Below are 20,853 nucleotides of genomic sequence, written 5' to 3'. Positions count from 1 at the left end.
GGCTCAGCGTTCGGGATTGCCGAAGATCATCTCCAGAAACTCGGTGAGCCAGCGCTTCAGATGCATGTCCCAGATCAGCCTGCCGCCGAGATGGTCGCGGCCCGGCTGGGCGCCGGGCAGTACGAACCGATGCGCCCCGCGCACCACCCAGCGGTGCATCATCACACGCGTCAGTTCGGCATGAAACTGGATGCCCCAGGCATTGTCGCCATAGCGGAAGGCTTGGTTCGGATAGATCTCGGCGGTCGCCAGTAGTGTCGCGCCGGACGGCAGCGAAAACCCTTCGCGATGGAACTGGTAGACCATTTCGGGCCAGTGCATCAGCTGCTTGCCTTCCTCGGTCGGCTTCAGCGGATACCAGCCGATCTCGACCAGCCCTTCGCCATGGCCCTCGACCTTGCCGCCGAGATGGTTGACCAGCATCTGCGCGCCAAGGCAGATGCCGAGAAACGGGCGGTTTTCCTTCAACGGGACGGCGAGCCATTCGGTCTCGCGCTTGACGAAATCGTCGTGATCATTGGCGCTCATCGGTCCGCCGAACACAACCGCGCCGGCGTGATGGTCGAGCGTCTCGGGCAATTCGTCGCCGAGCGGTGGCCGCCTGATGTCGAGATCGAAGCCGTTTTCCAGAAGCAGGTGGCCGACGCGGCCGGGGCTCGAGGTTTCCTGGTGCAGCACGATCAGAATTTTCGGCCTGGCGGCCCGCGTCGCCACTCGCGGCATGAATGCTACTCGTCCGCCGATTCGCCGATCGCGCCTGGCGCGTTGCGCGCAGCCTCCTGGCGCGCCAGCACCCGCTCGCGCCGGTCGACGCCGATCAGCTCGGCAACGCGCCACAATATGTTGTCTTCGAGCTCGTGCAGCATACCGTCGGCATAGACGACCTCCCACATCGCCCGGATGAACTCGATGCGGGCCTCTTCGTCGAGGTGCCGCTTCAGGACGCTGGTGAAGGCGAAGAGGTCGATCGCCTCGTTGTCGGCTTTCTCGCCGGCTGTGATCAGGCTCTCAAGCTCGTCGCCGCTCACGCCGTAGCTCTCCGAGAGCACCTCCTTGAGCCGCTCCCACTCGACATCGTGGCGCACGCCGTCCGCATTGATCACATGGAACATCAGGGCCGCGGCCGCCACGCGTGGATCGTCCTCGCGCTCGAGCCGCGATCCCGGCTCTCCGGGCGGCAGCTTCTTCAGGAAGGAAACGAGACGTTCAAACATGGGTTGCCTCACCAGATCGAATTCAAAACAGCCGGAACCGGCGCGGTTCGGTTTCGGCGGCTTCATCGGGATCGACGCCCGGATCGTCCGGGATGGGAGGTGTCAACACCTCGCCTTGGGCACCGACATCGGGCACTGCCGGGATCGCAGATCGCTTGGGCTCGCGGTCAGCGTCATTGGCCGGAGCCGGTGGCGGAGCCGCGATCGGCGCAGGCGCCTCCGCTCCGTTCCCTTCAGGTGCAACTGTCGCCGGTTCGACCGGCACAGCCGGCTCCACCACAGGCGCCGTCTCCTCGACATGAGCGGGCTTTTGCACCGGGCTTTCGACCGGCGCCACAAGTGCCGGTTTCTCGACCTGCAGCGACGGATGCTCCTGATCCTGTTCGATCAGCTGGCCGAGCCGCTCCATCGGCGCGCGCCACTCGAAGGCGTCGAGCCTGCCGGTCACAGGCGAGGCCGGCTCCCAGCGCTCGGAAACGTAGCCGTCGGCGACCCAGGCAGGGTCGCGCGGCGCGCGCATGGCCTTCGACAGGAGCTGCCGCACCTTGCCCTGATCGCCGGTCTCTGTCTCCTCGATGTCGGCCAAAAGCAGGTAGGCGCCTTCGCGCGGCTGCATGCGGATGGCGGCCTCCGCCTCCTCCCGCGCTAGCCGGTACTCGCCGGCATCGAAGGCGGCGCGCGCCACGGCCAGCGAGGATTCGGGGTGGTTCTGCTTCAGCGACTGCAGCTTTTTCGCTCGCGCCAGCCGGTCATGGGTGGCGTCGCCCGGGCGAGCGTGGACATAGAGGTCGGCGATTTCGGGGTGGGGTTCGGCCTTCCATGCGGCTTCCAGGATCTTGGCGCCCTTGCGGATGTCGTTCTGCCTGAACAGCGTCTTGGCGGCTATCACTGCCGCCGGCGCGAAATCTTGGCGCAGCCGGTTGGCCTCCACGGCGGCGGCGCGCGCGGCCGGCAGGTCGGTATCGAGGAGCGCCATCGCCTTGGCGGTCAACAGCACGGAGCGGCGGCGATTGGCGGCGTCGCGCTCGATCTGGCGGCTGGATTTCTGCGCGTCGACCAGTTTGAGCGCACCATCCCAATCGCCGCGCTCGACCTTCTCCTCCATCGTCGATTCGGCTGCCCATCCAAGTTGCGGGGCAAGGTCGGCGGCGCGCCCGGCATAATGCCGCGCCGCGGATTTTTCGCCGAGCCGTTCGGCTTCGAGATAGAGTCCGCGCAGGCCCAGCAGCCGCATTTCGGGGTCGTCAAGCATCGCCTCGAATTTCTGCCGCGCGCCGTCATGGTCGCCTTCGAGCAGCGACGACTGGGCGTCGAGCAACTGGATGAGCGGCTCCTGGTCGGAGCGGATCAGCTTCGCCGCCTGATTGTTCATCTTGCGGGCCAGCCCGGCATCGCCGGCTCCGGCAGCGATCATGCCGGTCGACAGCGCCTGGTAGCCGCGGTCACGACGGCGCACCCGGAAATAACGCGCCACGGTATAGGGGCTGTTCCAGATCGCCTTGGTGAGCCACCAGACGATCATAACCGTCGCGACTACCGCAGTGACGGCGACCGCCGCCACCATCAGGCTCACCTGATATTGATAGCCGCTGAAAGTCACCACCATGTCGCCCGGCCGGTCGGCGAGCCAGGCGAAGCCGAGGCCGAGCGCGAAGACGATGAGGAGGAAGAAAAGGATGCGTATCATCTAAATAGTCCTGCTCACGCCTTCATCGCACCGGCGACTGCCTGATCCAGAAGTCGCTCGACGGCGAGGCGGTTGCGGACCTTTTCGATGAATACGCCCGCCGCCGCCTGGACGTTTTCGGGCAGTTTCTCGTATTCGGCGATTGCAGCAGCATAATCGCCGGCATTCAGCGCCACTTCCATGCGGGCAACCGTTTCCGGCACGCCTTCGCCCTCGACCGCTCCGATCGGCCGGACCGTGACCAGCGATTCGGCGCTGTGGAGTAGCCGCTCAAAAAAGCCGGCATTGGTGTCGACGGTGCGCTCGGCGGCGATCATTGTCTTGGCCGCTTCATCGGTCTCGGCAAGAATGTCTTCGCGCGAGGCAACGCCCTTTTCAGCATAGGCGCGCAGCTCAGGAATCTCGGGCGCATCGGGCGCGATGGCCGCAAAGGTCTCCAACTCGGCCAGGAAAGGCGCGCCGCGATCGACAGCGGCCTTGAGCGCTGACGTCGCTATCGCCATGGCGATTTTGGGCTGCGCCGCCTGAGCGTCGATCTTTCCCGAAAGCGCCGCCACGTTCTCTTCCAGGGTGGCAAGCCGACCTTCATCTGCCGTCGCCTTCTCTCCCGCCGATTTGACCAGCGTCTCGAGGCCGGCGATGCGATCTCCGAGGGCAGCGATCTCGGCCGCCGGGGCCTGAGCGCCGGTCTGACCGAGGCTGGCGATCGCCGTTTCGATCTCCTTGACCCGGTTGTCCAGCGCCTGCAGCCCGGCATTGTCGCCGCCACTGCCGGAGCCGACGGCTTGCTGCAGGGCCGCCACATCCGCCCTCACCTGATCCAGCGAAGCCGAGAGGCCGTCGACCTGTCCCGCAATATCGGCATCCGGAGCGGCTGTATCCTGCTTCAGCGCCGCCACTTCCTGCTGCAGCGACGCGATTTCCGACTGGACGCCGTCGAGTGCGGGAGCGCCGCTTGCCGCTCCGGGACTTCCAAGCACGCCGGCATATTGCAGCCCGCCCGCCCCGATCAGCGCCAGAACCGCGCCGATCAGTCCGGCTGCCACGGGCGCCAGGCCATTTCGTTTCGGAGCCGATACAATAGCAGGCTGCTCAGGCGCCGCAACTGCGCCTGCATCCAGCTCTTCCGGCCTTTCGCGCCGCGGCGTTTCCTCGGCCTCGAAGCCGTAGCCGTAGGGGCGAGGCGCTTCCGTTTCGGAATCTGCAGCGGGTTCGCGTTCGCCGGCCGCTTCAGCCGGCTCGGCGGCGGTCGCGGGTTCATCGGCCGATTCGGCGGCGGGCTCGCTAACGCCTTCCTTCTCTGCCTCGACGAATTCCGCCGCCGGCTGCGGCTCCGGCGGCTGACCGCCGTCTACGTCTTCGTCGGTCTCTTCGACACGCGAAACCGCGTCCGGTTCCAGCTCTATCGTCACCCGCTCGCGCTGCGGCTTGGAATGCCGCGTCTTCGGCGTCTTGACCATGGCGGCCTCCGCAATTCTTGTAATTTCGATCCCGGGAATGCGGGGACGGTGTATCGGACAACTAACTATCACACCAGCATCGGCTGAAAAGGGGCGGCGTGATGGCGCGGTTCAGCGGGCATTTTTGAGAAGCAAAAGCAGCGCCTCCTCGTTCGGTTCCGCCGCGACATGAATTTGCACGCCATCTCGCCCGGCGAGCGCCGAAGCGACGCGTGGCGAAAGGCAGTAAAGGCCGGCGCCCGCGAACAGGGGCGCGAGTTCCGGCCGGCTTGCAATGTTTACAAAAGCGCCAGCGGCCTTGGCGGAATAAAGCAGCACGGCATCGACCGGCTGCTCGTCCAGCAAGCGGCGGACGAGGCCCGTCTCGTGGTTTATCGCGACGGTATGGTAGCTTTCGACCGGACGCACATTGATGCCTGCGGCGCGGAGCTTTTCCTCGAAAGCCGCCATGCGGACGCGTCCGCAGAGGTAAAGGATCGCGGCACCGGGTTTCTCGGCTGAAATGATGGCGTTCGCCAGCGCATCGGCGTCGCCGGGCCCGGTCACGATATCGGCAAACCCGGCCTGGAGGGCCGCCGCCGCCGTCTTTTGCCCCACCGCATAACAGCGGCTGCCGGCAAGCCGGTCGAGAAGTGCCCGCGATGCGTGGCGGATGGCGTTGGCGCTCGTCACCGCTACCGCATCGAATATCTCGGGAACCGAATCGACCGGCAGGGCGCGGGTTTCCGACAGCGGCAACACCAGCGGCGAAAATCCGGCGGCTTGCAGCCGTTTTGCCGTTTGCGACGCGCCGGGTTCCGGGCGGGTCACCAGAACGCGGCGGGGCATTCAGGCCCAGCCTTCGAAAAACCGCGTCCCGGCCTTTGACCTGACCTCCTGCCCGGCGGCGCGGCCGATCGCGGCCGCATCCTCGGCGCGGCCGGAGCCGGAAACCTCGTGCGCTTCGCGTCCGTCCGGCGTCAGGATCAGGCCGGTGAAGGAGAGGTTTTCGCCTTCCACCACCGCGTGGCCGGCTATCGGCGTGCGGCACGACCCATCGAGGACCGCCAGGAAGGCCCTTTCGCAGGCCAGGGCTTGTGCGGTCGGCCGGTGGTCGATCGCGTCGACGAGAGATGCCGCCCGTTCATCGGCGATGCGGCTTTCGATGCAGATGGCGCCCTGTCCCGGGGCTGGCGGAAACGCATCCAGTGGCATCAGGTGTGTTGCGACATGTTCCAGCCCGAGCCGCCGCAGGCCGGCATTGGCCAGGATTGTTCCGTTGGCGATGCCCTCTTCGAGCTTGCGCAGGCGCGTCTGCACGTTGCCGCGGAACATCACCACCTTCAGATCCGGGCGCATGCGCAGGATCAGCGCCTGCCGGCGCAGCGACGACGAGCCCACGGTCGCGCCGTGCGGCAGTTCAGCTATGGAGGGCGCTGTCTTGCCGATGAAGGCGTCGCGCGGATCTTCGCGCGGCAGGAAAGCCGAAAGCTCCAGTCCGTCCGGCAATACGGTCGCCATGTCCTTCGACGAATGCACGGCGATGTCGATACGGCCGGAAAGCAGTGCCTCCTCGATTTCCTTGGTGAAAAGCCCCTTGCCGCCGACTTCCGAAAGCGGTCGGTCCTGGATGCGGTCGCCGCTGGTCGAAATCACTTCGATCGCGAAGGCGTCCTCCGGCAAGCCATGCGCCGCCCTCAGCCGGTCGCGCGTTTCCAGCGCCTGCGCGAGCGCAAGCGGGCTGCCGCGTGTCCCGATTTTGAAGGCTGTTGTTTGCATGGCGCGCGGTCCGTGATACCCACCCCGCGAACAGGGTTATCTGCCCAACGATCTCCTATCGGGGAATGGGCGCTCCGGCAATCATGATGCAGCGCGACAAATCATTCCGGGTACTGGGCATCGAGACGAGCTGCGATGAAACCGCGGCCAGCGTCGTTGGGCTGGAGGTCGGTCGCGCCCCGGAAATTCTGTCCAACATTGTGCTCAGCCAGATCGAGGAGCACGCGGCCTTCGGCGGCGTGGTGCCCGAGATCGCGGCGCGCGCCCACGTCGAAGCGCTTGACGGCATCATCGAGGCGGCGCTGGTCGATTCCAGGACCGATCTCTCCGAGATAGACGCCATCGCGGCGACGGCCGGTCCCGGCCTCGTTGGCGGACTGATCGTCGGCCTGATGACTGCCAAGGCGATTGCCATGTCTTCCGGCAAGCCGCTGATCGCGATCAACCATCTCGAAGGCCATGCGCTGACCGCCCGGCTGACCGATGGTCTTGCCTTCCCCTATTTGCTGCTGCTGGTCTCTGGGGGCCACACGCAGATCGTACTCGTCCGCGGCGTCGGCGATTACCAGCGCTGGGCGACGACAATCGACGACGCGCTGGGCGAGGCGTTCGACAAGACCGCGAAGATGCTAGGCCTGCCCTATCCCGGCGGGCCAAATGTCGAGATCGCCGCGTCGCGCGGCGATCCGTCCCGGTTCCTCTTCCCGCGCCCGATGAAAGGCGAGCAGCGCCCCGACTTCTCCTTCTCAGGGCTGAAGACGGCGGTGCGCCAGGCGGCCACGGAAATCTCGCCGCTGTCGGACAAGGATGTCGCCGACATCTGCGCCTCCTTCCAACTCGCCGTTTCCGACGCGCTGGGCGACCGCGTTTCGCGCGCTCTGTCGCGCTTCCGCAGCGAATTTCCCGACATCGCCGCCCCGGCGCTGGTCGTGGCGGGCGGCGTTGCGGCCAATCGGCAGATCAAGGGGACGCTGGAGACGCTCTGCGGCGAATATGGCTTCCGCTTCGTCGCGCCGCCGCACATACTCTGTACCGACAACGCGGCGATGGTTGCCTGGGCCGGCATAGAACGCTTGCGGGCAGGCATGACCGATCCGGAAGCCATGGATTTCGTTCCGCGCTCCCGCTGGCCGCTCGACAGCATCTCGGCGCCCGTTGTCGGTTCTGGAAGGCGGGGGGCCAAGGCATGAGCAGCTATACGGTCACCGTGCTAGGCGGCGGCGCCTGGGGCGCCGCTCTTGCCCTTTCCATGCTGCGCGCCGGGCACAAGCCCCGGCTGTGGGCCCGCGATGCGGAAATCGCCGCCGCGATCTCGGGCGGGGAAAACCCGCGCTATCTGCCCGGCATCAAATTCGGCAAGGGCATCGAAGCGACGACGGACATGCAGGCGGCCTTGGATCGCGCCGACTGCGTTCTGGCCGTCACTCCGGCGCAGTCGCTGCGGGAAGTGTTGAGCCAGGCCCAAGGCTGGATGCCCGCAAACATCCCCGTTGTTCTCTGCGCCAAAGGCATCGAGCGCGAAACCGGCGCTCTGCTGTCGGCCATCGCCGGCGAAATCATGCCGACCAACCCGGTGGCAGCGCTTTCCGGGCCGAGTTTTGCCTCGGACGTCGCGAAGGGCCTGCCAACGGCCGTGGTCGTGGCGGCCCGCGACGAGGCGCTGGCGGCCACGCTCGCATTGCGCTTCTCCGCCGCCAATTTGCGCTGCTATTCGACCGACGATCTGATCGGCGTCGAAATCGGCGGCGCCTTGAAGAATGTCTTCGCGATTGCCGCCGGTGCGATCACCGGCGCCGGTCTCGGCGCGAGCGCGCAAGCCGCGATGGTCACGCGCGGCTTCGTCGAATTGCGTCGCGTCGGTGCAGCCTTCGGCGCCCGCCCGGAGACGCTGATGGGGCTTTCCGGCCTCGGCGACCTGCTTTTGACCTGCTCGTCGGCGCAGTCGCGCAATTATGGCTATGGGCTGGCGCTGGGCCGCGGCTCGGATTTGTCCGGACAACCGCTCGCCGAGGGCGTCGCCACCGCTTCGATCGCCGCCCGCATCGCCCGCGATCGCGGCATCGACGCCCCGATCATCGGCGCGACGGCCCAGATTTTGGAGCGCGCCATCACCATCAGGGAAGCGGTAACGGCGCTGATGTCACGGCCGCTGCGAACCGAGGCCGAATAGGATTTTCGAGGAGAAACGATGCTGTTTGCGTTCATCTGCCGTGACAAGCCGGGCCATTTGCAGGTCAGGCTCGACAACCGACCGGACCATGTCGCGTTCCTGAACGGGCTCAACGCCGAAGGTACGCTGAAATTCGCCGGACCGTTCCTGGATGACGACGGCAAGCCCTGCGGCAGCCTGGTGGTGATCGAGGCGGCGGACAGGGATGCGGCGCGCGCAATCGCCGCTGCCGACCCATACGCGGTGGCCGGGCTGTTTGCGGCAGTCGACATCCAGCCCTGGAACTGGGTTTTCAACAATCCGGCGAATGCGTAGTACGCAATGAGGCGAGAAGAGGGATCGCAGACATGAATTACTGGCTTTTCAAATCGGAACCTTCGACCTTTTCCTTCGACATGCTGAAGGCCAAGGGCGAGGTCGGCACGCAATGGGACGGCGTGCGCAACTACCAGGCCCGCAACAATATGCGGGCCATGCAGATCGGCGATCTCGGCTTCTTCTACCACTCCAATGAAGGGCTGAATGTGGTCGGCATCGTCGAAGTCTGCGGGCTGGCCCATCACGACACCACCACCGACGATCCGCGCTGGGAATGCGTCGACGTGCGGGCGGTTAGGGATGTTCCCAACCCGCCGACACTCGACCAGATCAAGGCCAACGAGAAGCTGTCTAAGATGGTGCTGGTGGTGAATTCCCGCTTGTCGGTCCAGCCGGTCACGCCGGAGGAATGGAAGGAAGTCTGCCGCACGGGCGGCCTTGTTCCGGCGCCGTGAACAGCCTGGCGCCGGCGGAGGCCGAGAGCTTCGTTCTCGCCAACACTTCCCTGATGCCGCCGCCCCACGTTCCCGAAATCAAGCTGCATCTCGCGGACGAAGCGCACGACCTCTGGCTGAAAACCGAGGACGAGCTGGCCGCGATCGGCCTGCCGCCGCCGTTCTGGGCCTTTGCCTGGGCGGGCGGGCAGGGGCTGGCCCGCTATATCCTCGACCATCCCGAAACGGTGCGCGGCAGGCGCGTGCTGGATTTCGCCTCCGGCTCGGGGCTGGTCGCGATCGCGGCGCATATGGCCGGTGCTCGCGATATTCTGGCGGCCGATATCGACCCGTTCTGCGAGGCCGCAATCCGTCTCAACGCCCGCGCCAATGGCATCGTCATTGAATTTACCGGCTCGGATGTCGTCGGCACGGGCGGCGGCTGGGACGTCGTCCTGGCCGGCGACGTCTTCTACGACAGGCCCTTCGCCGAACGGCTCATCCCCTGGTTCTCGAGCCTGCGCGAGCGCGGCGCTGAGATCCTCATCGGCGATCCCGGCCGCTCCTATTTGCCGAAGGACAGAATGCAGGCGCTCGCCGTCTATGAGGTTCCGGTGACGCGGGCGCTGGAGGATGCGGACGTGAAGAAGACCACGGTCTGGCACTTCGCTTGACGGTTGCGCTGCACGGGCGTTGAATCCGGGCGAAAAGGGGAGTCGCCATGAATTTCGCCGGCATGAATTATCTCGCAATCGTCGTCGCCGCCATTGCCGCCTTCGGCTTCGGGGCGGCATGGTACAGCGTGCTGTCGAAGCCCTGGATCAAGGCGGCGCGCCTCGACCCCTCGTCGAAATCGGCGCCGCCGCTGGCGCCGCTGCTGGTCACGAGCTTCGTCTGCGAACTGGTGATGGCGTGGGTAATGGCCGGCGTGATCGGCCATCTCGGTACTGGTCGGGTCACCTTGTGGAACGGCGTCGTCTCCGGCTTCTTCCTCTGGCTCGGCTTTCTCGCGACCTCGACCGCGGTGAACCAGCGTTACGAGGGCTACGGCTGGGATCTGACCATCATTGACGCCGGGCATTGGCTGGGCGTCGCCCTGATCATGGGCGGCGTGATCGGCTGGTTCGGCGTCTGATTGCTGTCGGCCGGATTCGTCCCGAAAAGCTGCGCTTCCGGGGAGCATGCCAGGATGCAGGCCAATCCGTGCGAGTTGTGGCGGCGGGCTTGCGCGGCTTTACGGTTGCAATATGCTGCCGCGTCGACCGCCGCCTGGGAGGAGGGATTGCCATGGAACCGACATCGCTGCTGATCTTCGCGGGTGCGCTGTTCGTCGCCGCAGGATCGCCGGGACCGAGCATAGCCGCGTTGGTCGCACGGGTAATCTCCAAGGGTTTTCGCGATGTGCTGCCGTTCCTGGCCGCCATGTGGATCGGCGAGGCGATCTGGCTCTCGCTGGCGGTATTCGGCCTGGCATTCGTGGCGCAGACCTTCCATCTGGCCTTCGTGGTCGTGAAGTATCTCGGTGTCGCCTATCTCGCCTATCTCGCCTGGAAGATGTGGACGGCGCCGGTCGAGGTCCGCGACGGTTCGATGCCGCGCGAGGATTCCCCGGCAAAACTGTTCCTGGCCGGTATGGCGGTGACGCTCGGCAATCCCAAGATCATGATGTTCTACCTGGCGCTGCTGCCGACCATCATCGACCTCGCCTCGGTGTCGATGCTCGGCTGGCTGGAACTGACCCTGACCATGGCCGTGGTGCTGATCGCCATCGATGTCGGCTGGGTAATCGCGGCCGCGCAAGCGCGCAAGCTGTTGAAGAGCCGGCGCGCCATGAAGATCGCCAACCGGATCAGCGCGACGACGATGGCGGGGGCGGCGGCGGCAATCGCGGCGCGCTGAGCGCCGCGCGGGCAATTCGTCAGGCTTCGCTCGTCGCTCGCCTGCCGGGTCCCGCTGCTTCGCAGCATCCCGGCGTTTGCAGGCCTGTCATGATGCCATCGGCATCATGACTTCTTGCTTCGTTCGAAACGGGCTTTCACCCCTGCGGTTGAGGTTCCATGCCGCCTTCGGGCTCTTCGCCGCCGCTCTTCTTGCGGCGGCCGCCGCCCGTCGCACCGGCCTTCGGCACGGCCGAGCCTCTGCTCGTCGGCGTGTCGTCGCCCATATCGCGCGCGGGCTTGTGCCCGGCCAGAAGCTGCTTGATCTCCTCGCCGGAGAGGGTCTCGTATTCGAGCAGGCCCTGCGCCAGCGCGATCCAGTCCTTCTTCTTCTTTGTCAGCACGGCCTTTGCGGTTGAATAGGCCTCGTCGATCAGCCGGCGCACTTCGGCGTCGATGATCTGCGCGGTTTCTTCCGAGACGTTCTGCGTGCGCGCCACCGAATGGCCGAGGAAGACTTCCTCCTGGTTTTCGCCATAGGCGACATGGCCGAGCTTGTCGGAGAAGCCCCAGCGCGTGACCATGGCGCGCGCCAGCTTCGTCGCCTGCTCGATGTCCGAGGATGCGCCGGAGGTGATGTTCTCCTTGCCGAACTTGAACTCTTCGGCGACGCGGCCGCCCATCATGATCGCCAGCCTGGAGATCATGTATTTGTAGCTCATCGAATAACGGTCGCCTTCCGGCAGTTGCATGACCATGCCTAGCGCGCGGCCGCGCGGGATGATGGTCGCCTTGTGCAACGGGTCGGCCGAGGGCACGTTGAGCGCCAGGATCGCGTGACCGGCCTCATGATAGGCGGTCAGCTCCTTCTCGGCCTGGGTCATGGCCGAAGAGCGCCGCTCCGCGCCCATCATGATCTTGTCCTTGGCGTCCTCGAACTCGGCCATGGTGACCAGGCGCTTGTTGCGGCGCGCCGCCATCAGGGCGGCTTCGTTGACCAGGTTCATCAGGTCGGCGCCGGAGAAGCCCGGCGTACCGCGAGCGATGACCTTGAGGTCGACATTCGGAGCCAACGGCACGTTGCGGATATGGACCTTGAGGATCTTCTCGCGGCCGACGATATCGGGGTTCGGTACAACGACCTGGCGGTCGAAGCGGCCGGGCCGAAGCAGCGCCGGGTCGAGCACGTCGGGACGGTTGGTGGCGGCGATCAGGATGATCGACTCGTTGGATTCGAAGCCGTCCATCTCGACAAGCAACTGGTTCAGCGTCTGCTCGCGCTCATCATTGCCGCCGCCGAGACCCGCGCCGCGATGGCGGCCGACGGCGTCGATTTCGTCGATGAAGATGATGCAGGGCGCATTTTTCTTGGCTTGGTCAAACATGTCGCGAACGCGGCTCGCGCCGACGCCGACGAACATTTCGACGAAGTCGGAACCGGAAATGGTGAAGAACGGCACATTGGCTTCACCTGCCACCGAGCGCGCAAGCAGCGTCTTGCCGGTGCCGGGAGGGCCGACGAGCAGCACGCCGCGCGGGATCTTGCCGCCGAGGCGCTGGAATTTCTGGGGGTCGCGCAGATAGTCGACGATCTCGACCAGGTCTTCCTTTGCCTCGTCCACGCCGGCGACGTCGCCGAAGGTGACGCGGCCATGCGCCTCGGTCAGAAGCTTGGCCTTCGACTTGCCGAAGCCCATCGCGCGTCCGGAGCCCGACTGCATCTGGCGCATGAAGAAAATCCACACGCCGAGGATCAAGAGCATGGGCAGCCAGCCGATCAGCGCGCTGAAGATCGAGCCCGAACCGTCATTCTCGGGCCGCGCGTTGATCGTCACGCCCTTCTGCTCGAGCTTGGAAACCAGCGAAGGATCACCCGGCGAATAGGTCTGGAAGCCGGCATTGTTGTCGGTATAGGTGCCGCTGATGCGGTCGCCGGCGATCGTCACCGTCTTGACGCGGCCGGAAGAGAGATCGGTCAGGAACTCCGAATAGGCGATCTCGCTGGTCGCGCCCCGCGTCTGCGGCGTCTGGAAAAGATTGAACAGTGCGATCAGGAGAACGGCGATGATCGCCCAGAGCGCGAGGTTGCGATAATTCGGATTCATCGAATGTCCCGTTTGCGACCGAAAACGGGCGCAAGTCCTGTGTGAGTTTGTGCCCCTAACATAGGTAGGGCGCGGTGCATTGCCAAGCGGAACCGCTCTTCTCGGTTAAGCTCCGGTCATATTGTGTTTTGCGTATGGCGGGGCCGGCGGCGGCGCGGCGCCCAGCAGTTCGGCTGCAGCCCGCGCCGGCTCCAGATCGAAGGAAGGCAGGAATCGCATCCAGGGCGCGAGGAGCGGAATTGCAGCGGCTGCGGCTGGCTCGTCTCCGCCTGAAAATACCGGCTCGGCGGAAAGTGCTGCGCGAACAAGGCTCGGCGGAATATCTGCAAGCTCCGTTACGATTTCCGGTTTGACGTCCGGACCTCGTGTGCTGATCCACAAACCTTCGGCCTCGCCTGAAATGCGGTAGCGGCCGTCCCAGATCATGCCGTCACGAACCGGCGACGGTTCGGGCAAACCCCGCGTTTCGCGCAGCAGGAAGATGCCGTTGCGGCGCGCGTCGACCAGGATCCGCGACAATGTGGCGCAAAGGGGTTTTGCCGAAAGCCGGTCGAAAAGTCGCGCTACGCGCGCCTCGTCGGGCAGATGCGGCGCGCCGCCTATTGCGGCCAGCAGGATGCGCAGCGCATAGACCGCGCCGTCGCGAGGCTCGGCGGTTGCGAAGGCCGGATCGAGCCTGAACAGGCCCGGCGCGATGTGACGCGCATGCGCCCAAATAAGGCCGGCCGCCTCGCGCCCGAGATATTCGCGTAGCCGGGCAGCATCGCGGGCGGCGAGCAGCAACTTCGAAACATCGGCCTGCTCCCGCAAACGAGCCCGTGCGCGCGGACGCTCGAATGCCTGGTTGACGTTGGTCGGGTCTTCCACCCATGCGACGCCATTGGCTCGCAGATAGTGGCGCAGCGCCTCGCGTCGGGTCTCGAGCAGCGGCCTGACGATCCAGGCCTTTCCGTCGAACAGGGTGGCAGGGGCCATTCCGGCAAGGCCGCGGCCATCGCTGCGGGCCTGGCGCATCATCACGGTCTCGGCCTGGTCGTCGGCGGTATGGCCGGTGACGATCAGGTCCGTGCCTTCTTCGGCCGCGGCCCCAGCCAGCAATGCGTAGCGCGCCTCGCGCGCCGCCGCCGGCAGGCCGGTCGAAGGTTTCGATCCCTCCCAGGAAAGGGTACGGTGGGAAATGCCGCGGCTTTCGGCGAAATTCGCGACCGCCAGCGCCTCCGCAGCGGAGTCCGGCCGCAAACCGTGATCGACCGTCACCGCAACGAGCCGCACTGCCGGCGCCTTCGCGTCGAGATAGGCTTTCATCAGCAGGAGCAGGGCGGTTGAGTCGCTGCCGCCTGAGACCGCGGCGACTATCGCGTCGCGCGCGGCGAAATCGAAGTTCGAAAATGGCTGGATAAGGTCGCTGTCCACCTAGAGCGCTTCAAGCTGGCCGTGAAACGCTCCAAGGATCAGCACGCGGCCAGTGCCTGTTCCTGCTTGACGCGGCCCTTGAGCGCTCCGGAAACGTTGGGATAACGCTTGCCGATTTCGGCGAAGGTGGCGCAAGCGACATCGCGCTGGTTGAGGCCGACCAGCGATACACCAAGCTTGAGCAGCATGTCGGGGGCCTTCTTGGAATCCGGGTAGCTCTTGTTGGCGGAGAGGAAAACCTCGGCTGCGTCGCGGTATTTCTGCTGGCCGAGCAGCGATTCCCCGAGCCAGAAATGCGAGTCCGCCGTCTTGGGATCGGAGGGGAAGCGCGCAATGTGGTCGCGGAAGCCGGCTTCCGCGGTGCTGTAGTCGCCCGACAAAATGAATTCGTAGGAATTGCGGTAGAGCTCTTCCGGATCGTCGGTTGCGGGCAGCGCAGCCACCACTTCGCCGCTGGGGGCAGGAGCGGCTCCGTTCGCCGGCGGCGGCGTGATCACGCCCTGGGTCGCCTGGTCGCCGACGCTGCCGCCCGTGACGTTGCCGTTCTCGTCGAACGTAATGGTGCCGAAGGTCTTCGGTGGCGCGCCCGGCGCGGGCGGGTTCTGGGTTGCCGCGTCGCCGGTGATGACTTCCTCAACGCTACCGGGCGCCTGTGCGGCGCCGCCGGCAGGCGGCTGTGGCTGGGCGGGCGGCGGGGCTTCGGCGACGGTGCGGTTGGATTTGCCCTTGGCGTCCGAGCGCTTCTCGAGTTCCTGGAAGCGGAACTCGTTGTCTTCCTGCATCTTTCGCATCTGCTCCTGCATTTGCAGGATCTGGAAGTTGAGCTCCTCGATCGTGCCCGACAGCGAGCGGATCTGCTCTTCCAGCGCGACCAGGCGTGGATCGCTGGCCTGAGCATACCGCACGGTCTCGTCGGCTTTTTTGCGCCGAACACGCCGGGAAGTCCAAATTTGGGCAGCAGGTCGATGATGCCGGGGCGGTCTTGCTCGCTCGGCTGGGCGAATGCGGCCGTCCCGGAAAGAAGGATTGCGGCGAGTGTGCCGCTCAGGATCGCTCGAAAATACATATGCCTCTCGCAGTGTGTGGATATCGCGTCGCGCGGAACAGCGCTTTTTCGCTTTTATCAGGACGCGAGGACTTCGGCCAAATTTTGTTTGCAGGCCATGGGAACGAAAAAGGCGGCCCGCCAGGACCGCCTTCGAACGCCACTGCGTCAGGGTTGATCAGCTGCCGGCGCCGCTCAGCGCGGTTACTGCGCGGCGGTTCTGCGACCAGCATGAAATGTCGTCGCAGACCGCGACCGGCTTTTCCTTGCCGAAGGAGATGGTGCGCATGCGGTTGGCGGCGACGCCCCGGGCGGCGAGATAGTCGCGGGTCGCGGCGGCCCGGCGCGCGCCGAGCGCCAGATTGTATTCACGCGTGCCGCGCTCGTCGGCGTGGCCTTCGATCTGGATGGCGTAGTGCGGGTATTTGTTCAGCCACTGGGCCTGCCGGGCGAGAATCCCTTGAGCGTCCGCGCGGATCGCCGAGGAATCCGTGTCGAAGAAGATGCGGTCGCCGACATTGACCGTGAAGTCCTGCGTCGAGCCGGGTGTCGCCGCGCCCGCGCCGAGGCCGAGATCGGCTGCGCTGTTAGGCGTCTTCTTGGAGGCGCAGCCGGCAATCGCCAGCGCCGCCACCATGGCGATGATTACGGGATTCGTGGTAAGTCTTGCGATGCGGCGCATCCCGCCTCTCCTTAGCATTTGAGTAAAATCGTTGAAATTCCAGTAACCACATTGCGGTTAACCGGGGTTCAAGAAACATGGTTAATTTTCGGTTTCCGCCACCGCCGTCCGCAATGCCGGGCCGTCCAAGTTCCAGTTTGCGCGCACCCTAGGCGGAAATGCGGCGCAAACGCGGCGGCTTCAGAAAGTCGCCGCGTTTCCATGGACCGGATTATTCGAGCAGCGGCGACCAGGCCGGGTCCGAGGCGAAGTTCGCCGTCGGGATAGGCTGCTCGTTGCGGCCGGTCAGGTCGATCGAGTGCAGACGCGGTCCGCCCGAACCGGCTTCCTCCTTGAAGAACATGATGACGCGTCCGTTGGGCGCCCAGGTAGGGCCTTCCTGCTGGAAGCCGGTCGACAGGATGCGCTCGCCGGAACCGTCGGTCTTCATCACGCCGATCGAGAACTGTCCGCCAGACTGCTTGGTGAATGCAATGAGGTCGCCGCGCGGCGACCACACCGGCGTCGAGTAGCTCCCGCCGCCGAAGGAGATGCGGGTCTGGCCGGAGCCGTCGGCCCCCATCACATAGATCTGCGGCTGGCCGCCGCGGTCAGAGGTGAAGACGACCTTGCTGCCGTCCGGCGAATATGAGGGCGAAGTGTCGATCGCGTTGGAATTGGTCAGTCGCGTCGTCGTGCGGCTGCGCAGATCCATGGAAAAAATGTTGGAGTTGCCGTCTTCGCGCAGCAGGCTCATGACCACCTTCTGGCCATCGGGCGAGAAGCGCGGCGCAAATGTCATGCCGGGGAAATTGCCGACGAGTTCGCGCTGCCCCGTCTCGATCTGCAGGAGATAGACCTTGGGCTCGCCGCTCTCATAGGACATATAGGTGATTTCCTGGCGGGTCGGCGAGAAGCGCGGCGTCATCGCGATCGACTTGCCGTCCGACAGGTAGCGCACACCGGCGCCGTCCTGGTCCATGATCGCCAGGCGCTTGCGGCGCTGGTTCTTGGCGCCGGATTCATCGATGAACACGACGCGGGTGTCGAAATAACCCTTCTCGCCAGTCAGCCGCTCATAGATGGCGTCTGCGATTATGTGGGCGACGCGGCGCGAATTGGCCTTGGAGGAGAAGAACTGCTCGCCGGTGAGTTGCTGGCTGGCGAACGTGTCCCACAGCCGGAACTCGGCGCGCAGCCTGCCGTCGGCCTCCTCGCTGACGCGGCCGGTGACCAGCGCCTGGGCGTTGATGACCTTCCAGTCCTCAAAGCGGGGGGCTGCGTCGGGGTTGGATATCTTCTCGATGAAAGCGCCCTTGTCGATCGGCGCGAACAGGCCGGAGCGCTTGAGGTCCGCCGCGACGATGCCGGCGATTTCGGCGCCCAGGGAGCCGGCCGACAGGAAGTCGGTGATGGCGATCGGCAGCGGTTCGACATTGCCCTTGTTGACGTCGATCTCGACCAGCGCTTGCGCCGGCAGGACAGCCGCGCTCATGCCGGCGGCGAGAGCGCCAATCATCAGGAGTGTCGTCAGGAAGTTCTTCATGAAGTTCAGCCTCTTTGGTCCGTATCGGGCATGCGGATGCCTCAGAACATCTCGCTCGGATCGAAATTGACGATGACATCGGCCCACGCGTCGTACTTTTCGGCGGGAAGATTGTAGGGAGCGCAGCGCGACACCGCGCGGCGGGCGGCCTCTGCGGCCGCGCGCTCGACACCGGAAGAGCCGCCGCCTGCGATGATCTCGGGCGTGCCTTCGAGAGCGCCGCTGGGATCAAGCTTGAATTGGACTGAGACCTTCAGCGCCTCGCCGTCGAGTGCACCGGCGGGGATGTTCCAGCAGCGCTGGACCTGGCCGCGCAATGCGTCCATCTCGCTTTGCGACAGCTTCGAGCCGCTGGTGGTCTTCTCGCCGCCGAGCGCGGCCTGCTGCGTCGAGCGCTTGGCGCCGCCGCCGGAGGCCTTCTCCTTGTTGAGGAGGGCCGCCACCTCGTCGGCGTTGAATTCCTTTTCCGTCGATTTCGGCCTGGCCGCCGCTTGCTGCGTCGGCTTGTCGGCTTCCTTGCGGTCCGGCGTCTTGGCGGTCTGCGCCTGCGGCGGCTTCGGCCGCGCCTCGGGCGCGGGAGCGTTTTCAGGGAGTTTCACCGCCTCGGCCTCGGCTTTTTCGGCCACGATCGTCTCGGCGACCGGGTCGGGCGTGACCTCCTGCTTCGGCTCGGCGGCCGGAGCGACTTCCGTCGCCGGCGCGGCGGCCGGCTTGGGCTCGGGCTTCTTCACGGGCTCGGGCTTGGGCTGCTCCACTGGTTCAGGCCGCGGCGCGGGCTCGGGGGAGGGTGGAGGCGCAGCCGCCGTCTCGACGGGCCGGGGCTTCGGCTCCGGCGTGGCCGGCTTGTCGGTGTCAACGGTATTTTCGCCGACCTTCTGCGCGTCCGGAACGATGTCCGGCTTCTTCGTCGGCAAGGGCGCCGGCGTTTCGTTGACGGTCGCGGTCTTGTCGCCCTGCTGAATCTGGGTGATCTCCTCGATCGGAACGATGTCGACCGGCAGCGCCTCGACGTCGGCGACCTCGAGTGCGCTCGGCGCCGACAGCGTGAACAGGCCGAAGCCGAGCAGGGCTGCGTGCATGACGACCGATGTGGTGAGACCGGCTTTCATCGACGTCTACTGGCCGTCCTGTTCCTGTAGCGTCACAAGGCCGAGATTGCGGTATCCGGCCGCCGAAATGCGGGCCATCACCTTCATCACCGTGCCGTAGTCGGCGGTCCTGTCACCGCGCACATAGATGCGTTCCTCATAGCCGGCCTGGGCGATCGCCTCGAGTTTCGGCACCACTTCCTCGAGAGGAATTTCAGTCTCCTGAAGGTAGATCTGGCCACCCTGGTTGACCGAAACAGTGATAGGTTGCGTGTCCGAGTTCAGAGCCTTGGCCTGCGTTTCCGGCAGGTCGATCGGCACGCCGACCGTCAAGAGCGGCGCCGCCACCATGAAGATGATGAGCAGCACCAGCATCACGTCTACGAAAGGCGTGACGTTGATTTCCGACATAAGGCCGTGATGGCGGCCTCGCCGCCTGTGGCCGCGCGACCCGCGCCCGCCCATCTGTCCCGCTGACATTCCCATGCTTTTGTTGTCCTCAGCCCTTGGGGGCTACTTTTTCATCAATTTGGCGCGAGAGTATGGCGGAGAACTCGTCGGCGAAGCCTTCCATCCTGACCGCGATCTTGCCGGCGTCTGACGACAATTTGTTGTAGGCGATGACGGCAGGGATGGCGGCGAGCAGGCCGATCGCGGTGGCGAGCAGCGCCTCGGCGATGCCGGGCGCGACGACCGCCAGATTGGTCGACTTCGAGCCGGCGATGGCCTGGAATGAGGTCATGATGCCGACAACCGTGCCGAACAGGCCGATGAAAGGCGCCGCCGAACCAATGGTGGCGAGGAAGCCGAGCTTGCCCTCGAGCCGCTCCATTTCGCGCGTCAGCGCCAAATCCATCGCCTTGTCGATGCGGGTCTGCAGACCGAGCGGCGATTTCGCGCCCTTCTCGAAACTCTTCTTCCATTCGCGCATCGCCGCCACGAAGATCGCGCCCATGCCAACCGTCTTGCGGTCGGCGAGCGTCCGGTAAAGCTCCTCCAGCGACTGCCCGGACCAGAATATCTGCTCGAAGCGGTTCAGCGCGCCGCGCATGCGGGCATAGGCGATCAGCTTGTCGACCACGATCGCCCAGGTCCAGATCGAGGCCAGAAGCAGGCCGATCATCACCAGCTTCACGACCCATCCGGCCTGCCAGAACAGCGCCCAGATCGATAATTGCACGCCCGGCTCGGCGAGAGGTAGGTTTTCCATACAAACAATTCCTTAGATACCCGGGGCTTGGCTCGCGGCTTAGCCCAATGCGCATCATCCCGTTCGGTCCGTTCGCACGAAGCTTCCGGAATGCCCTGAAAATGCGCCGTTGCGGGCCTTTTCAGGGCAAAGTTTGGTGAAACGAAGGCGCACAAATCCGCCCGATTTCACCTCGTCTCTTCATGGACCGTTAAGGTTAAGGATGGGTTAGTGGAGGCGGCCGATTCAGGCCTTGCCCGGCATGAACGCCGCGATCCATTCGTGCGGAAAGCGCCTTGGCCGGCCGTTCTCGCCGATGATCGCGGCTTCCACCCTCGCTTCGACCAGCACCTCCTGGCCGCGCTTCAGCTGCTGCGCCATGAAGATGCGCGCGCCCGAAATCTCTTCGGCCCGCGTTTCGATCGTCAGTATGTCGTCAATGCGGGCGGAGCCGCGGAAATCGATCTCCATGCGCCGCACCACCCAGACGATCCTTTCGCCATGCTTGCCGCCGGCAAGTTCGGTGTGGTGGACGCCGGCAAGCCTCAGGAAATCGGAGCGGCCGCGCTCGAAGAATTCGAGATAACGCGCGTGATAGACGACGCCGGAAAAGTCGGTGTCGGCATAGTAGACCCGCGCCATCAGGCGATGGCCGGAGGGCGTCAGTTCGCCGGAAAGGCCGGCCATCAGCAGATCCGATTCGCCATGCTCTGCCATCAGGCTTTCCTTTCCAGCCGAACCGACGGGTGAAATCCGGCAAAATGCATGACCCCGATGGCATTATTGGCTGCAGCGATCAAGAACTGTCTTCTGGCTGAGGCTAATCGCGCTTTCGCATCCAGACTCAGGTCGCTGGATAAACACTGTTGGTTTCTGCTGGATATCGCT

22 protein-coding genes are annotated in these 20,853 nt (G+C 65.2%); 7 read left to right on the top strand and 15 right to left on the bottom strand.

The genetic code is table 11. From position 1 onward, the window contains the following. Nucleotides 1–3: 3 nt before the first annotated feature. From ABVK50_RS24330 to hemC, 6 genes are all read right to left on the bottom strand, one after another. Entirely contained in the window at nt 4–723 is a 720-nt protein-coding gene (locus tag ABVK50_RS24330) for a glutamine amidotransferase (RefSeq protein WP_353644142.1), read from the bottom strand. 5 nt (nt 724–728) lie between these two features. Next, nucleotides 729–1,214 (bottom strand): TerB family tellurite resistance protein, encoded by a 486-nt coding sequence (locus ABVK50_RS24325; RefSeq protein WP_353644143.1) that lies wholly within the window; start codon nt 1,212–1,214, stop codon nt 729–731. Between the two features lie 22 nt (nt 1,215–1,236). Continuing rightward, nucleotides 1,237–2,901, bottom strand: a complete 1,665-nt coding sequence (locus tag ABVK50_RS24320; RefSeq protein WP_353644144.1) for a heme biosynthesis protein HemY — start codon at nt 2,899–2,901, stop codon at nt 1,237–1,239. Nucleotides 2,902–2,915: 14 nt separating this feature from the next. Beyond that, on the bottom strand, nt 2,916–4,361 hold the full coding sequence (locus tag ABVK50_RS24315) for a phage tail protein (protein WP_353644145.1): 1,446 nt from the start codon (nt 4,359–4,361) through the stop codon (nt 2,916–2,918). 111 nt (nt 4,362–4,472) lie between these two features. Further along, nucleotides 4,473–5,189: a uroporphyrinogen-III synthase gene (locus ABVK50_RS24310; RefSeq protein WP_353644146.1), complete on the bottom strand. Its 717-nt coding sequence runs from the start codon at nt 5,187–5,189 to the stop codon at nt 4,473–4,475. Continuing rightward, a complete protein-coding gene (hemC, locus tag ABVK50_RS24305) occupies nt 5,190–6,119 on the bottom strand; it encodes a hydroxymethylbilane synthase (protein ID WP_353644147.1) in 930 nt (309 codons plus the stop codon). Nucleotides 6,120–6,202: 83 nt separating this feature from the next. On the opposite strand from hemC, the gene tsaD reads away from it, so the two are divergent. The 7 genes from tsaD to ABVK50_RS24270 all read left to right on the top strand — a co-directional run bounded on the left by tsaD (nt 6,203) and on the right by ABVK50_RS24270 (nt 10,940). After that, nucleotides 6,203–7,309 (top strand): tRNA (adenosine(37)-N6)-threonylcarbamoyltransferase complex transferase subunit TsaD, encoded by a 1,107-nt coding sequence (gene tsaD, locus ABVK50_RS24300; RefSeq protein ID WP_353645827.1) that lies wholly within the window; start codon nt 6,203–6,205, stop codon nt 7,307–7,309. After that, nucleotides 7,306–8,289 (top strand): NAD(P)H-dependent glycerol-3-phosphate dehydrogenase, encoded by a 984-nt coding sequence (locus ABVK50_RS24295; RefSeq protein ID WP_353644148.1) that lies wholly within the window; start codon nt 7,306–7,308, stop codon nt 8,287–8,289. Before tsaD ends, ABVK50_RS24295 begins: the two co-directional genes overlap by 4 nt. Nucleotides 8,290–8,307: 18 nt before the next feature. Beyond that, on the top strand, nt 8,308–8,604 hold the full coding sequence (locus ABVK50_RS24290) for a YciI-like protein (protein ID WP_353644149.1): 297 nt from the start codon (nt 8,308–8,310) through the stop codon (nt 8,602–8,604). A gap of 32 nt (nt 8,605–8,636) precedes the next feature. After that, nucleotides 8,637–9,062 (top strand): EVE domain-containing protein, encoded by a 426-nt coding sequence (locus ABVK50_RS24285; protein ID WP_353644150.1) that lies wholly within the window; start codon nt 8,637–8,639, stop codon nt 9,060–9,062. Then, nucleotides 9,059–9,715, top strand: a complete 657-nt coding sequence (locus ABVK50_RS24280) for a methyltransferase (protein WP_353644151.1) — start codon at nt 9,059–9,061, stop codon at nt 9,713–9,715. The genes ABVK50_RS24285 and ABVK50_RS24280 overlap by 4 nt, the downstream gene beginning before the upstream one ends. 47 nt (nt 9,716–9,762) lie before the next feature. Continuing rightward, on the top strand, nt 9,763–10,176 hold the full coding sequence (locus ABVK50_RS24275; protein ID WP_353644152.1) for a DUF1761 domain-containing protein: 414 nt from the start codon (nt 9,763–9,765) through the stop codon (nt 10,174–10,176). Between the two features lie 152 nt (nt 10,177–10,328). After that, on the top strand, nt 10,329–10,940 hold the full coding sequence (locus tag ABVK50_RS24270; RefSeq protein ID WP_353644153.1) for a LysE family translocator: 612 nt from the start codon (nt 10,329–10,331) through the stop codon (nt 10,938–10,940). 136 nt (nt 10,941–11,076) lie between these two features. Here ABVK50_RS24270 and ftsH read toward each other — a convergent pair whose 3' ends face one another. From ftsH to ybgC, 9 genes are all read right to left on the bottom strand, one after another. After that, complete coding sequence (ftsH, locus tag ABVK50_RS24265; RefSeq protein ID WP_353644154.1) at nt 11,077–13,023, bottom strand: ATP-dependent zinc metalloprotease FtsH; 1,947 nt, start codon at nt 13,021–13,023, stop codon at nt 11,077–11,079. A 105-nt stretch (nt 13,024–13,128) separates the two neighbouring features. Further along, nucleotides 13,129–14,436 (bottom strand): tRNA lysidine(34) synthetase TilS, encoded by a 1,308-nt coding sequence (tilS, locus tag ABVK50_RS24260; protein ID WP_353644155.1) that lies wholly within the window; start codon nt 14,434–14,436, stop codon nt 13,129–13,131. 38 nt (nt 14,437–14,474) lie between these two features. Then, nucleotides 14,475–15,341, bottom strand: a complete 867-nt coding sequence (ybgF, locus tag ABVK50_RS24255) for a tol-pal system protein YbgF (protein ID WP_353646975.1) — start codon at nt 15,339–15,341, stop codon at nt 14,475–14,477. A gap of 318 nt (nt 15,342–15,659) precedes the next feature. Then, entirely contained in the window at nt 15,660–16,163 is a 504-nt protein-coding gene (pal, locus tag ABVK50_RS24250; RefSeq protein WP_353644157.1) for a peptidoglycan-associated lipoprotein Pal, read from the bottom strand. A gap of 211 nt (nt 16,164–16,374) precedes the next feature. Further along, entirely contained in the window at nt 16,375–17,661 is a 1,287-nt protein-coding gene (gene tolB / locus ABVK50_RS24245; RefSeq protein WP_353645828.1) for a Tol-Pal system beta propeller repeat protein TolB, read from the bottom strand. A gap of 68 nt (nt 17,662–17,729) precedes the next feature. Beyond that, on the bottom strand, nt 17,730–18,797 hold the full coding sequence (locus ABVK50_RS24240; protein WP_353644158.1) for a hypothetical protein: 1,068 nt from the start codon (nt 18,795–18,797) through the stop codon (nt 17,730–17,732). A gap of 6 nt (nt 18,798–18,803) precedes the next feature. After that, a complete protein-coding gene (gene tolR / locus ABVK50_RS24235) occupies nt 18,804–19,262 on the bottom strand; it encodes a protein TolR (protein ID WP_353644159.1) in 459 nt (152 codons plus the stop codon). A 13-nt stretch (nt 19,263–19,275) separates the two neighbouring features. Beyond that, nucleotides 19,276–19,986: a protein TolQ gene (gene tolQ / locus ABVK50_RS24230; protein WP_353644160.1), complete on the bottom strand. Its 711-nt coding sequence runs from the start codon at nt 19,984–19,986 to the stop codon at nt 19,276–19,278. Nucleotides 19,987–20,211: 225 nt separating this feature from the next. Then, entirely contained in the window at nt 20,212–20,682 is a 471-nt protein-coding gene (ybgC, locus tag ABVK50_RS24225) for a tol-pal system-associated acyl-CoA thioesterase (RefSeq protein WP_353644161.1), read from the bottom strand. Between the last annotated feature and the right edge of the window lie 171 nt (nt 20,683–20,853).

The organism is Mesorhizobium sp. WSM2240, assembly GCF_040438645.1.
Taxonomy (GTDB): Bacteria; Pseudomonadota; Alphaproteobacteria; order Rhizobiales; family Rhizobiaceae; genus Allomesorhizobium.
Note: the sequence above shows the minus strand (reverse complement) of the source record. Positions and strands in the feature narration are given on the sequence as shown.